Origin of the sequence: Albidovulum denitrificans (assembly GCF_002973535.1) — a bacterium.
Taxonomy (GTDB): Bacteria; Pseudomonadota; Alphaproteobacteria; order Rhodobacterales; family Rhodobacteraceae; genus Albidovulum; species Albidovulum denitrificans.
Window position 1 is genome coordinate 67,222 of the sequence record NZ_PVEP01000009.1, and the last position, 13,330, is coordinate 80,551.

The window sequence follows — 13,330 nt, forward strand, 5'->3', positions numbered from 1 at the left end:
CCCCCTCAGAAATCATGGGTATGGAGTTCGGACGAGGTGAAGCGCTCGTTGAACTCAAGATGGATGCAGCGGGCTGCCGCGTCGAAGCAGAACTCGCCCCAGGCGCCGTCGTTGTTTTCCCAGCCGCCATGGGTGTCGGAGAGGAAGTCGTAGGCCAGCTGCTCGACGACATCCTCCAGCGAGAGCTGCCGCATCTCGACCTCGGGGTCGTCCCAGGTCAGCGCAGCATAGGCGATCTCGGTCGCGGGGAAATCAACGGCGGTCTCGCCGGACCATGCGCCGATGCTTTCGATCTGGCCGCTGTCCCCTGCACCGTCGAAGGTCACGGTGACATGGGTGATGCCAGCGGCCATGAGGCCATCGAAGAGGCGGTCCTTGTTGCCGGGGCGTAGCGCTTCGATCCGAGCGGCACGCTCGGCATGGGCCGCGAAGATCTGCGCCATGTCGACGGTCGAGGGCGCCATCGGGGGCGCGAGGGTGGGTTCACTCAGGGTCATCGGGTGTCTCCGGTAAGGGGAAGGGATCGGAGCCGGGCCGGGCGATCTCTCTCCCCCGGACAAGCTCCAAATCCCCCCTGCCCGTCTCTGTCTCTCGGGCCTCACGCAGCGACCTGCAGCGCCCGGGCGGCGAAAGCGCGCCAAAGCGGGTCGACGAGACGCCCGTCTAGAAGATCGGCGCTCTGGCGCAGCCGCTGCGGGCGATCCGGCTCACCCCAGGCAGCCGCGCGGCCCGCCTGCGCGCGCAGCTGGCTTGCCTCGGTCACCACGCCCCTCGCCTCGACCGCGCTCGTTACCGGGTGGCACCAGGCGACGGCGTGGTCGCTGGCGGCCCCGGCCAGAACAAGGCGCTCGTCGCGGTCAAGGATCGCAAGAAGCTGGGGCGCGGCATCCGGGGCGATGCCATCGGCATGGTCGATCGCGCCCTGCATGGCCTCGGCCAGCGTCGCGAAGCGGGCGAGCACTAGGGGCGCGGCGCAGCCCGACATCAGATCGGCCGGCGCGCGGCGCGACAGGGTCAGGGCAAAGGGGTGATTGGGGTCGACATCACCAGTTGAAAAGTGCGGTGGGACGACCCGCGCGTAAGCAGTCGGGTGGATGGGCAATGGCAGGTCGAACATGGGGTATATCTCCGACGGTGCGGGAAGCCTCTCTCCCCGCCTCAAGCGTCAAAGACCAAACCGCCGCCCTCTTCCTCGAAGGGGCGGCGGGCAGTCCGGCTGGGCAAGCATTTCAGGCAAGAAGCACCTACCTATATTGGGTGTTCACAACGACATGGACACCGCCTTGGGCTTATGGCACATGCTCGACATGGAAATCTTGCTTCAGATACCGACCTCTTGGCTGAACAAGCGAATTATGGTCCCGGCCTGACAGCCGGGCCGGGTGGTCGGTTTCTACAACTCGCATGCGTCTTACGCATTCAACAAGGTTACCCTCAATGTCTAATGCATATCCAACTCTGCACATGATGTGCGGGAAAATAGCTTCTGGAAAATCCACTCTCGCGTCCCGACTTGCCCGCACGCAAGGAACAATCGTCATCGCCGAAGATGAATGGCTGAATGCGCTTTTTCCAAATGAAATGTCGTCGCTCTCAGACTATGTGCGATGTTCATCCAGTTTACGCAGCATCATGGGCCCCCATGTGGTAAACCTGTTAAATAACGGCATTTCGGTTGTCTTAGATTTTGCCGCAAACACGGTTAGGCAACGCAACTGGATGCGCACGCTTATCGATGCGAGCTCCGCTTCTCACCAACTACATGTCTTGGATGTATCGGACGAGGTCTGCCTAAGACGGCTGGGCGAACGGAATGCGACAGGCGAGCACCCGTTTGCGGTGACCGATGAACAGTTTCATCAGTTCACAAAGTACTTTGAAATCCCGGTACCAAGCGAAGGCTTCAACATCGTGCAGCATGACAATTAATTGCGAATGGGACGCCGAGGTGGCGTCCCATCTCCTTTCGCTTACCCAACTCGGTCGAGGAGCTTCTTGGCGCGCCCCTCCATATCGAGGCGGGCGTCCTGCTGGGTCTTGTCGCGCGCAAGCCGCGTGATGCCCTGCACGAAGTCGAAAATGCTCTCGGGTGGGCGGCCTTCTTCCATCAGCACCTTTTCGATGATCTTACCGGATTCGGCCTTCGAGAAGCCCCGCTTCCTCAAGAAATCATCGCGGTCCTCGTCCGTCCGCGCCACGATCTGCTGCCGCGCCGCCTTGATGCCGTTCACGAAGCCCTGCGGGGAAGAGTTGGCAAACCGTGTCAGCGCCGGGGCCGCCTCGTGGGCGAAGCGGGAGGCGGCGTATTTCGAGTGGCGGATCGTGATCTCCTGGAAATCTTCGACGCCCCACAGGTTGCGGTTTTGGCACACCGCCCGGAGATAGAAGCTCGCGATGCCGAGGGTTTTCGCGCCCACCTCGGAGTTCCAGCAGTAGAAGCCCCGGAAGTAGAGATCGGGGGAGCCATCGGGCAGCCGGCCCGCCTCGATCGGGTTGTGATCATCGACGAGGAACAGGAACACGTCACGGTCCGAGGCGTAGAGCGTGGTCGTGTCGCAGCTGATCTCGACATCGGGGTTGTAGACCCCGGTCGACCAGTCGAGCACACCCGGCACCTTCCAGCGCGTGTCGCCGGTGCCGTTTCCCGCGATGCGCTGCACCGCCTCGACCAGCTCATGGTCATGGATGCGGCCGTAGTCGGGGCCGGTCACGGCGCGCAGTTCGGTGCGGCCATCTTCCGTCTCGAAGGTCTTCACTTGCTCGGCGCGATGGTTGGCCAGGCCATACTGAAGATTGATCCCCGCCAGCGGCGCGGGCAGCTGCCGCAGGTAGGAGGCCGGGGCGCCGACGATGCTGGCAAGCTGGCCAAAGGCCCAATGCGTGGGTGCGACCGGCTCTTTTGCTTTCGGCAGCATGAGGTGCAACCGCTCGGGGTTGTCGCGCGCCGCTTCGACGCGGATGTCGGCCGTCTGCACCACACGGCTCCGGCTGCGCTCGGACCGGCCTTTCACACTGGCCCAAAGATCGTCGAGCGACAGATACCGCTCGTCATCGGGCCGGTTGAACCACTCGGACGACACCCGCCCGTTCCGCTCCCCCCGGCTCACATCCACCTTCCAGCCACCGGCCCGCGTCGGTGCGACCGGATCCAGAACTTCCACAACGCCCATCGGCTATCTCCCGTGACAGGCGCCGGGAGCCACTCTCCCAGCCCTCAACCCGTCACCGGGAAACCGGCACAACTCGGACTCTCTCGGGCAAACGGCGCAAAGCCAGAGGCGCTCCAACCCCGCAACGCATCGGTCTTGACCTGCAATCGAAAATGGCAGACGTTGTGAACGGCCTTTCTCGCAGGCCGGTGTGCCCGCCACGCGAAGCTTTGCAGCGATTTTGACTTCGAACAGCAGACTTCATGCCATAGGCGGGTCTGATTAGCAGCGGGCACCTAGTCGGATCCAGCTTGGACATGGATCATGACACAGAACGATAAGCTTAAGAACTTGAAGCTGCTGGCAAAGCGTTACGCCAGAGCGACCGGTCAACCACAGCACGCAGCGCTCGACCTTGTTGCGGCGCGATTGGACTTTCCCCATTGGAATGCCTTGACGGGTAGCGCCAAAGGAGAGTGGGCTCCCTCCGAAGCACAAGTCGCCACGATCAAGGCCTTCGTGGAACGGATCACTTCCTACGAGGGTACAACCTTTGACCATATCTTCGGGGGAGCCAATGCCATCACTCGAGGAGAGGTCCGGGGGCATCCATACGAGCTGAAAACAATGCTCGGCGACGTACACATGGAAGGTGAGGGTTGGCGGATCATCCTGCCAGAAAACCCTTCGGCCGCCCCGCGGGTCGAGATCGACCTCAAGCATGCCCAGAACAGCCCGATGAATGATCGAGTGCTGCGTGAAGAAGCCATCGGGATTGCAAAGGAGTTGATGCAGAGCGTCAAGGCGCGGCGCTTTGCCGATTGGCCACGGCGCGCCACGAAGCCGGATGCGGAAGGAAAAGTGCGCCACCCGTTCTTGGAGACGGAGGAAACGAGCCTCTGGTACTGCCTCCACTGCGATGCAGAAATCACCGGCCCACAGATCGCTGGAACCCATTGGCATTGCCCTGGCTGCGGCGCATCCCCAATCAACATTTTTCCAGAAGCGTTCTGGCTGGGACCGAACGAGGAAAAGCCGGTGCCGGTTCAAGCCCGGGCCGAAGGGAAAGAGATTGAACCCATCGTCTCCATCGTTGACCCGCGGCCGAAGCTTGATCTCAGCAAGGAACAGGTGACCCATTTGATCCGGTCAGCCTTGTTCGAGGATGCAACCAATGCCAGTGAGCGCATGGGAGCAGGCCTGGCCGAAATCTGGGTGGATGACGATCTCGATGTCGTTGTTTCCTTCGAGGATCACTACTGGCCCGAAGAAAAGGAGCCCACGGCGGCGATCGACGTGGCTGCAGTGCTCGGGATCGAGCTGGAGTTGGAAGTTATGTGGTCGGATCCGCTGTTCGCGTGGCCCGGTTTGGGCACTGTGACCCAGAGCACAGCCGAATACACTCGCATGATGCTTGATGCCTATCGCAGTCACGGCATCGTCGAAGAAAGGGAATAAAAGCAGTAGCTCCGCGGCTTCGTACCACCAACACTTCGGGCAGCCTCGGTCGAGCGGCTCTTTTCATCCGGCAGGTTGGACAAACGCCAAAACAGCTGATGAGGCCCCGGTTCTAGAATCGGGGTCTCATCCTCGCACGATCAGGAAGCTGGTTAGGCCGCTTCCCAGACCTGGTTCAGGATCCGTGCCGCGATCTCGGATTTGTCCTGCGGCAGGAACCGACCATAGTGCTGAGCAACCATGTCCGGGGTGTCCTGAATGGCATAACTCGCTTGCTCATAGGACCCAGTGCGCTTGAGGATGTGGGTGGCAAGGACATCGCGCACATTATGCGGCCCGTGCGGCAACAGGCCTTCGATGGCCCCGCGCTTGGTCCAAGGGTTATAGATCCCGTAGCGTTGAATCGCGGTGCGCCAGGCCTCATAGAACGTGTTCTGGCAGTAAGCCGCGTTGGTGCTTGTCATCTTCGCCGTCTTGACGAAGAACGTTCCCGGGTCAGCCGCTTCGCCAATCAGGCGCGCGCGATGGCGCTCGATCCAAGCTTCGATCAGTTCGTAGAGTCGCCCGAGGTCCGGGAGGATCAGGCGGAAGGGCTTGGAACCGAAGAAGGAGGAATTTGCATTCTTGAAGGCGACCGACGGGATCAGGATTTCCCACCCTTGGTCGCGGCTGCTCCAACGCAACTCGCCCCGCTTCAGGTCTTCCAGCTTGCGCTCCGAGGTCGGCAAAGTCCCTGGCCGGCACAGCATCAGTTCGCGCAGGTTCTTCTGACGGAGCCCCGTGTGAAGGCCGATGCGCAGCATCAGGAATGCCCGAACAGCTTCTGCCGTTGCGCGTGCGTTGTGCCGTTCATCTGGCATCCGCCGCAGGATTTCTTCGGTGATCTTGCGGTACTCGCCGACCGGGCTTGGCGCTTCAAGCACCGGGAGGATGGGCTCGAAGGGGTCACGATGAACCCGGGCAACACGGTCGATCTCCTTGATACGGCGACGGGCGTGCTTGTACATGCGATCGCAGGCGGCGTGCCAATCCGACTGCACAGCGTTGATGTCGGCCTCGGATACCAAGCCTTCGATTGGACGAAGGCTGCTGCCCATACGGGGCGATTGGCGCAGCCAACCGGTCTCTTCCCGACAGATCGCCGCAGCAATCGAGAGCAAGTCGATCTCCCATTTGGTGTAGAAGCCCCGCCGGCGCTCCCGCCAGTGAAGGTACCAATCCCAGACCTGCGGAAAGATCATCATGGCAAAGGTCAAGAGCTTCGGATCGACGCCGAGCCCCTGCACGTCGCTCTCGGGTGGGGCCACGAACGCCCCGAACCACAGCCCGAAATGCTCCACCTTCTGGGATGCGGTTTCCGTCCCCCACACCCCATTCCGTTGCATGCCGAAGGCGGCGAAGGTAGACGTTTTGAAACGAAGAAGGTCGGCCATCTCGTCGTTCAGGCGTTTGGGCGCGATGACGATGCCGGACTCGTCCGGCGTGCGCACCGATGACGACTTGCGAACCGGCCCCGAGGCACTACTGAAACGAACCGCATAGCGTTGGCGAATGGCCGCCGCCTGATACCTCCGATAATCCGTGGATCCGCTGATGATCACCGTGCGGACCCAGTTCAGGATTTCCGCCTTCTCCTGGCTTGGCCGTCGGTTGAAATCTTCGGGCAGGTGCCACGCCAGACGCCGGCGCTCAGACGGCGAGATATCTGCCAGATCAAAATCGCCCGGCGCTCGATCAGGAGTACCAGACAGGCTCAGGAAGTAGCCCGCCGACAGACGATAGCGCCGTTCGATGCGACCCAAGATTTCCAGGCTGATCGCGGCACGCGGGACCTTCTTGCCGCGCCCCCAGCTGATCAGCGTGCTGCGATTGACGCCGTCCTCGAGTCTCACCACTGCATTGTAGAGGTGGTAGATCGTTTCGCCATGACGGCGGGCGTGCAGTTGAAGGGCTTCACCAAACGTCGCGGGGTCATTCCATGTCGTGTCCAGCGGCGCGGGAAATTCGACGATCGCTCTCGGCCGGACGCCGGGCTTCTTGCGGACCTTCTCGGTACCTGTTGCTCGAACGCCTGTCGGGTTTATCGCGGGCCCGCTGGACATGGAGCGTGTTGATCGGCTTCCAGCGCGAGCGGGACGCAGGGTCGCATTCGAAACCTCGCGTGCTACAGCGTCGAAGATCGGCTGCAGAATTGCCCGATGAGCACGGAAGCGATCGACATCGATGTCGAACATGGCGGACAGCGACTGCAGGTCGAGCCCGCTGCCCCGGTAGGGTGGGTACTCGTTTCGCTCGAGCAGGTCGACCAAGCAGCTATAGAGCAAGCGCACCTCACCTTCGGTGAAGATCGACGTGAGCCGAGCCTTGCAGAATTCTGCGATCTTGCGCGGTGTGAGTGCAGAAGATGTTGATTTCATTTTCCATCCTTCGATTTCTGGGGCGGCCCAGCTATCGAAATGCCCGGTTGGACGGGAGGGGCATTCCACTGGGGCGAAGCCCAGAACCCGGCGGGTTTCCCCGCCGGGCCCGAGGGGGAGACCCCGTTCTTTTCAGAACGGGATCTCGTCGTCGCGGTCGACCAGCTCGGGATTTTCGTTCTCAGCCGACTTCGGGCGGCTCAGGAAGTCAACCTTCTCGGCGATGATCTCGCAGCCGTAGCGGTCGGTGCCGGTTGCGTCGGTCCACTTGGTGTAGTGGATGCGACCGTGGACGAGGACCTTCATGCCTTTTTCGCAGTGCTCTGCGACGGTCTTGCCGAGACCGTTGAAGCAGGTGATGCGGTGCCATTCGGTGTCCATGACCCGGTAGCCGTTCTCGTCGCGCAGCACGCGACCTTCCGAGAGGCGGGGCCGCGAGGTGGCCAGGGTGAAATTGGTGATCTTCGTGCCGCTTTGGGTCGAGCGCACTTCGGGCTTCTGACCGATGTTGCCGGCGAGGATGACGATGTTCTGCATGGTAAGCTCCTGTGTTTCCTGTCCCTGGGACCGTCCCTTCGACAAGACCCGGAAAAAGCCTGTCGGCTGAGGCGTGCACGGGAGACGGAACGGCGACCGGAAACCCCCAGAGGGCCGGGGTGGAGCGGGCAGCCCCAAAAAGGGGCAACACGGCCCGGACTGACGCGGGGTTGCGCGCCAGAGGCCGAACAGGCTTAGGGGATTGTCAGTCGAAGGGATGGCGCGGGGGATGGGAGCGACCTGGGGCACTTGCAGAACCCGTCCCTCCTTGCTCAGGCAACAGAGTTGAAGCTCTTTGAGAGAGACGACCCCGAGGCCCGAGCCAACTTCATCCCCCTGCCCTATCGCGACGAACTCCATGGGAGTTGCGACATTGCGACCGGACGGCTATCCCGGATGCAGCATTCAGGACACGAGGGCTCAATGGCTGATTTCAATCTCGAGGCGATGTCGCTCAAGGAACTGCGGCAAATGCAGAAGGACCTCGCCAAGGCGATTTCCACGCAACAAGACCGGCACAAAGCCGAAGCCCGGGCGAAGCTTGAGCTCATCGCCAAGGAAATGGGCTATGCCCTTGCCGATCTGATAGGCGTCGATGTCAAAGCCACCCGTGCGCCAGCCGTGGCGAAGTATCGTCACCCTGAGAACGCAGGCATCACTTGGTCTGGCAGGGGCAGGAAACCGCAGTGGTTAGTGGAAGCGCTGGCCGCTGGCAAGACGGTTAGCCAAATGGAGATCTAGTCAGAGGACAGGAAAAGCTGCCGCGGGCAGTTTTTCAGCCAGGCTAGTGAATTCGCGGCTAGCAAATGAGTGCGATCTGGAAACATCGGGTGCGGCTGGGCCAGACAGATTTGGTCTGCCCCAGCCGAAGTGATTACGGAGCTTTGATCTCTGCGTACTGACCACCAGTCCGCAGAGTCACCGTCACTGGCACGTCAGTGCGGTTGCGCCAGAACCAGCCGTGGTTGCCGGTGAAGGCGGCGGTCAGGGTGCCTGTGGCCTCGGGCACGGCGCGGCCCTGTTCGTAGCTGATATTCTGGCCGCTGCCGTCGCCGTGAAGGTCAAAGTTCACCACGTTGCCGTTCGCCGTCCAGAAGAACCGGGCGGTCTGGCCTTCCTCCATGGCGAGTTTCACCTCGATCCCCTCTCCGGGGTTCAGGGTGTAACTGACTTCGTCGCGCCATTCGGGTGCGGCCGGTTCTGGGACGGCGGTCTCGGCGACGGCTGCCTCGACCGGGTCTGATGCAGGGGCTGCCGCCGCGTCGGGCGCTGGTTCTGCCGCAGCCGCAGCAACGACTTCGGGCGAGGTCAGGCCAGGCGGGGCGCCGATCACTGCAGAAATGGCGGCAAGCTGGGCGTCGATCCGGTCAAGCCGCGCGAGGATTTCGGGCGCGGGGGCGGCCAAGGCAGGCACGGCATCACCAGCGGCGGATGCTGCGATGGGCGCAGCGGCGGCCTTTGCATCGGCCTCGGCTTCCGCGGCAAGCTGCTGCTTGATTTCGCCCATTTCAGTCAGCCCGGTCAGGGCGCCGACCCCGGTCGGGTCGATCCCGTATTCGGCGGGAAGCCAGAACAGGACGAGGATCGCCCCGGCCGCCCCTGCTGCAAGCAGCGTGGACCGGATCAGCCCACCAGGTGTGGCCGAAACGGACTGGACGTTCTGTGTGCCAGCATAGGGCCGGGGTTCGGCCCGCAGGGGGGCGTTGGGAGTGTCAAAACGGTTGGTCATGAGTCAGCCCTCCTTTCAGGCGACGAAATAGCCGGTGATCTGCAAGCCCATCAGGGCAAAGCCAGCCACCATCATCAGGACATTCGCGGCATAGGCCTGCCGCGCGAAGGCAGGTCGCGCCCGCCAGTGGGTCATCGCTGTCAGGATCAGCGCCAAGGCCATCAGCTGGCCAAGTTCGACGCCCACGTTGAAGGCGATGAGGTTGCCCAGAAGCCCGTCCGGCGAGATGTCGTAATCCTGAATTTTGGTGGCGAGACCAAAGCCGTGCAGCAGGCCGAAGACCAGCGTAGCTGCCTTGGTGTTAGGCTGGATCCCGAACCACAGCCGGAAGGCGCCCAGGTTATCCAGCGCCTTATAGACCACCGAGAACGCAATGATCGCGTCAATGATGTAGGCGTTGATCGAGATGGACCACCAGACACCGGCGATCATCGTGACCGAATGGCCGATGGCGAAGATGCTGACATAGGTCGCGATGTCCTTCGACCGATAAAGGAAGAAGATCACCCCGGCGAGGAACAGCAGATGGTCATAGCCCGTCACCATGTGCTTGGCGCCGAGGTAGATGAAGGCGATGGGACGGAAGCCCGTCACCTCCTGCACATAGCCCGCGTCGCCTTCGGTGACGTTGTGGGCAAGGGCCGCGCCTGCAAGCAGCAGGGCGGTGAACAGCGTGGCGAGGGCGATCAGCGCCTGCCATGGCATCGGGGGGCGCCAGTGCGCCCGAAAAAACTGAATCATGTGATGTTTCCTGACGTGAGAGATCGGACCGCCCGGGATGCCGGGCGGCGGCTCAGATCAACGTCAGTCGGGGCGGCCGTCGCGGGCCATCACGGATGGTGCCGGAGGCCACAGGCGTGTCCGGGCGCAGAGTCCGCTCGGGTGGCGGGGGAACTTCCGCCCCGGGCGGTGCGAGCAGCGCGGCGCCGACATGGTCGTGGTCGCTTGAATCGTGATGATCCGCACCAGCAGTGTCATGCGCATGGCCATGCTCAGCGTGATAAGCGCGGTGATCGGCCTCGGCGGCCATTGCGCCAGGGCCATGCTTGACGGCTTCAACGGTGGGAGCAATGGCCAGCGACAGAGCAAGGCACAGGACCGCCCAAAGCGCCCTTAACCCCCGCCATGCTGGTTCCGCTGCCCGCATCATTGTCCTTCGGGGTTGACCCCGCTTCGCTTCTTGCCTCATCCCCCCCAGGGGGATAGCATCGGTATATGCCAGAAGATCACACCCACGCAAGCCACCCTGCCATCGCCCCTCGACTGAAGCGAGCCGAGGGGCATTTGCGCCGCGTCATCGGCATGATCGAGGAGGGACGGCCCTGCGTCGATCTGGCGACCCAACTGCATGCCGTCGAACGCGCCGTGGCCGAGGCGAAGCGGGCGCTGATCCACGATCACATTGACCACTGCCTGACCGGAGAAGGGACGCACGACCTGGCCGAGATCAAGGCCCTGACGAAGCTCCTGTAAATGCTTTCCACGCTGAGAAACCCGACCTTCCGCCATCTCTTCGCCGCGCAGATCGTGGCGCTGGTGGGCACGGGGCTGGCCACCGTGGCGCTTGGGCTGCTGGCCTGGCAGCTTGCGGGCGACAATGCGGGGGCGGTCCTCGGCACCGCGCTTGCCATCAAGATGGTGGCCTATGTGACTCTGGCCCCGGTGGCCGCCGCGATTGCGGAACGCCTGCCGCGCCGTCCGTTTCTGGTGGCGCTGGACCTGATCCGCGCAGCCGTGATCGCCTTCCTGCCCTTCGTGGATCAGGTCTGGCAGGTCTATGTCCTGATCTTTGTCCTTCAGGCGGCTTCGGCCGGGTTCACCCCGGCCTTTCAGGCGGTCATCCCAGACGTACTGAAGGACGAGGATGACTACACCCATGCCCTGTCCCTCCTCCGGCTTGCCGAAGATCTGGAACAGCTCGCCTCGCCCATGCTGGCGGCGGCCCTGCTGACGGTCGTCAGCTTCCCGGTGCTGTTTCTGGGCACGGTCGTGGGCTTCATCGCCTCGGCCCTTCTGGTCGTGACTGCGCGCCTGCCAGCGCGAGCAAGGGCCGAGCCCGGCCATTTCTGGGGCGATGTGACCAAGGGCATCCGCATCTACACCCGTACCCCCCGCCTGCGCGGGCTGATGGTGATGGAGGCCGCCGTCGCTGCTGCAGGGGCGATGGTCTATGTGAACACGGTGGTGCTGGTGCAGGCCCGCTTGGGCCTGGGCGAGGAATCTGTGGCGCTGGCCTTCGCGGGCTTCGGCGCGGGGTCGATGCTGGCGGCCTTCCTGCTGCCGCGCATACTCGACCGGTTGGCCGACCGCCCCGTGATGATCGGGGGCGCCGCCCTGATGGTGGCAGGCGTTGCGCTCGTGCCGTTGGTGAGCGGCCTTGCCGCGCTGATCGCGCTCTGGGCCCTGATCGGCTTCGGATTCTCGCTGACCCAGACCCCCATCGGCCGGATCATCAACCGCTCGGCGCGCGAGGCCGACCGGGGCGCGGTCTTTGCCGCACAGTTCGCCCTCTCTCACGCCTGCTGGCTGGTGACCTATCCGCTGGCGGGCTGGATTGGCGCGCGTGCGGGGTTATCGGTTGCCGCCCTGACGCTGGCGGCCATCGGCGCGGCAGGCATTGCGGCTGTGCTGCGCCTCTGGCCTGCCGATGACCAGACCGTCCTGCCGCACAACCACCCCGACCTGCCTCCCGACCATCCGCATCTTGCGGAACACGGGCCCCGTCATGCCCATGCCGTCGTGATCGACGACCTGCACCGTCGTTGGCCCAAGGCTGCTTAGTGCTGGAAAAGCCCGGTCAGATGTCCACGGTGGCAATGCACCCTAGCATCACCAGGAGCTAAGGCAGCTAGTGCTGGGCCCAGACATGGGCATCGATGGGCCCGGCGGCCCGTAGGCGCCGTACCCGGGCCATCCTGAAGTGAGGCCGAAGCCTCACCCGAAGGGATCGTATTCCGAGACGATCACGACCTCGTCGCCGTCGATTTCATCGGCGGGGACGGCGCCGAAGGTTCCATCCCCTGCCTGGAAGACGACGATCGAGACCATGAGCGTGGCGGCGAGGGAGGCGGCGAAGGCGTGCGCATCTTTGCGGGACATCTGTTTGGCTCCTGTCTTGGAGGCGGGGGACCATCCCCCGCGCGACAGGACCCCGCAGGCCCGAAGACTGGCTGACATCACCGGGTGCGTTCGGCTCGCCCGAATCCACCCGGCGGCACGGGCTCGCCCGTAGTCCGACCCCTCGCGGGTTGATCTCGAAGACGGGATTCGGGGCAAGGAAGGGAATGGCGAGCGGGGGATGGTGCCCCAACGTCAGGAGCCAATTGTCCCGCTGATGCTTCTAACGCCGCCAGCCTCCCGGGCAAGCTCTCGGTTGAAGACCTCCGTATTGGGGGATGGATCCTTTGGCGCCCCGCGATTTCGCGGGACGAGGGTCTGGTCGGTGAGAGGCCCGCCTTTCGGAAGGCCCCTCACGCATTGTCAGGGCTCAGGCGGCCAGGTCTGCGTCCCCTGCCCTATCTCCGTCCTCGGCGCCGACGATTTCGAACCGCGCGTTACGATAGCCTTCCCGTGCGATCCAAAGCTCGGCCGCGGTGACGGACTCTGCCAGATGCAGGAGTTCGGTGTTGCCACCGAAATCCAGAAGCACACGCACTTGCCCCGGCTTCGGCTCCTCGGCCACCTCGAAGATCAGACGGCTATCCGCCGAATGGCTGCGCATGATGGTGACGAGGATCACCCCGTCCGAAGAGAAGTTCCCTTCATGCAGCGTGAAGGAGGCCGGAGCGGTCCAGGTCGGATAGACCCGGGGCGGCTCTTTCTTCACGAGACGACCGACGCCGTTCGAACGCTCCCAGGCCGCGAGCTTCTTCGTGAACCGTGCCGGCGGCTTGGGACTGCCGTCGGTGTAGCGAATGAGCGCCCCGAGAGGGGCTGTGTCGATGATGGTTGTTGCAGACATGATTCCTCATCCCGAATGCGAGTATTCGCATTCATCATATTGATATTGCTGTATTTTGTGAGAAATAGGGGCGAGTTTC

14 protein-coding genes are annotated in these 13,330 nt (G+C 63.1%); 5 read left to right on the forward strand and 9 right to left on the reverse strand.

Features of this window, described 5'->3' with window-relative positions; genetic code table 11:
* Window positions 1-5: 5 nt before the first annotated feature.
* A complete protein-coding gene (locus LX70_RS16725) occupies window positions 6-497 on the reverse strand; it encodes a DUF6878 family protein (RefSeq protein WP_105515952.1) in 492 nt (163 codons plus the stop codon).
* A 101-nt stretch (window positions 498-598) separates the two neighbouring features.
* A complete protein-coding gene (locus LX70_RS16730; protein ID WP_105515953.1) occupies window positions 599-1,117 on the reverse strand; it encodes a DNA repair protein RadC in 519 nt (172 codons plus the stop codon).
* Between the two features lie 320 nt (window positions 1,118-1,437).
* Between LX70_RS16730 and LX70_RS16735 the strand changes: the two genes are divergently transcribed.
* Window positions 1,438-1,929 (forward strand): P-loop nucleotide/nucleoside kinase family protein, encoded by a 492-nt coding sequence (locus tag LX70_RS16735; protein WP_105515954.1) that lies wholly within the window; start codon window positions 1,438-1,440, stop codon window positions 1,927-1,929.
* 41 nt (window positions 1,930-1,970) lie between these two features.
* Here the strand turns inward: LX70_RS16735 and LX70_RS16740 are convergent, their stop codons facing one another.
* A complete protein-coding gene (locus LX70_RS16740) occupies window positions 1,971-3,170 on the reverse strand; it encodes a DUF932 domain-containing protein (RefSeq protein ID WP_105515955.1) in 1,200 nt (399 codons plus the stop codon).
* 303 nt (window positions 3,171-3,473) lie between these two features.
* Here LX70_RS16740 and LX70_RS16745 point away from each other — a divergent pair, with 303 nt between their 5' ends.
* On the forward strand, window positions 3,474-4,607 hold the full coding sequence (locus tag LX70_RS16745; RefSeq protein ID WP_245885117.1) for a hypothetical protein: 1,134 nt from the start codon (window positions 3,474-3,476) through the stop codon (window positions 4,605-4,607).
* Window positions 4,608-4,759: 152 nt separating this feature from the next.
* Here LX70_RS16745 and LX70_RS16750 read toward each other — a convergent pair whose 3' ends face one another.
* Window positions 4,760-7,024 carry a hypothetical protein gene (locus LX70_RS16750; protein ID WP_105515956.1) on the reverse strand — a complete coding sequence of 755 codons (2,265 nt, stop codon included), beginning with the start codon at window positions 7,022-7,024 and terminating at the stop codon, window positions 4,760-4,762.
* Between the two features lie 132 nt (window positions 7,025-7,156).
* The gene (locus tag LX70_RS16755; RefSeq protein WP_105515957.1) at window positions 7,157-7,561 is read right to left on the reverse strand and encodes a single-stranded DNA-binding protein; all 405 of its coding nucleotides are present in this window, start codon (window positions 7,559-7,561) and stop codon (window positions 7,157-7,159) included.
* A 423-nt stretch (window positions 7,562-7,984) separates the two neighbouring features.
* Between LX70_RS16755 and LX70_RS16760 the strand changes: the two genes are divergently transcribed.
* Complete coding sequence (locus tag LX70_RS16760; protein ID WP_105516009.1) at window positions 7,985-8,302, forward strand: H-NS histone family protein; 318 nt, start codon at window positions 7,985-7,987, stop codon at window positions 8,300-8,302.
* A gap of 133 nt (window positions 8,303-8,435) precedes the next feature.
* Here LX70_RS16760 and LX70_RS16765 read toward each other — a convergent pair whose 3' ends face one another.
* A complete protein-coding gene (locus LX70_RS16765; protein WP_211301747.1) occupies window positions 8,436-9,290 on the reverse strand; it encodes a hypothetical protein in 855 nt (284 codons plus the stop codon).
* Window positions 9,291-9,305: 15 nt separating this feature from the next.
* Window positions 9,306-10,031 (reverse strand): HupE/UreJ family protein, encoded by a 726-nt coding sequence (locus tag LX70_RS16770; RefSeq protein WP_105515958.1) that lies wholly within the window; start codon window positions 10,029-10,031, stop codon window positions 9,306-9,308.
* A gap of 474 nt (window positions 10,032-10,505) precedes the next feature.
* Here LX70_RS16770 and LX70_RS16775 point away from each other — a divergent pair, with 474 nt between their 5' ends.
* Entirely contained in the window at window positions 10,506-10,763 is a 258-nt protein-coding gene (locus LX70_RS16775) for a metal-sensing transcriptional repressor (protein ID WP_105515959.1), read from the forward strand.
* Entirely contained in the window at window positions 10,764-12,071 is a 1,308-nt protein-coding gene (locus LX70_RS16780; RefSeq protein WP_105515960.1) for an MFS transporter, read from the forward strand. It abuts the gene before it with no gap.
* 153 nt (window positions 12,072-12,224) lie between these two features.
* On the opposite strand, the gene LX70_RS20810 is transcribed toward LX70_RS16780, so the two are convergent.
* The gene (locus tag LX70_RS20810; RefSeq protein WP_007803240.1) at window positions 12,225-12,389 is read right to left on the reverse strand and encodes a hypothetical protein; all 165 of its coding nucleotides are present in this window, start codon (window positions 12,387-12,389) and stop codon (window positions 12,225-12,227) included.
* 388 nt (window positions 12,390-12,777) lie between these two features.
* The gene (locus tag LX70_RS16785; RefSeq protein ID WP_105515961.1) at window positions 12,778-13,251 is read right to left on the reverse strand and encodes a hypothetical protein; all 474 of its coding nucleotides are present in this window, start codon (window positions 13,249-13,251) and stop codon (window positions 12,778-12,780) included.
* Window positions 13,252-13,330: the final 79 nt, after the last annotated feature.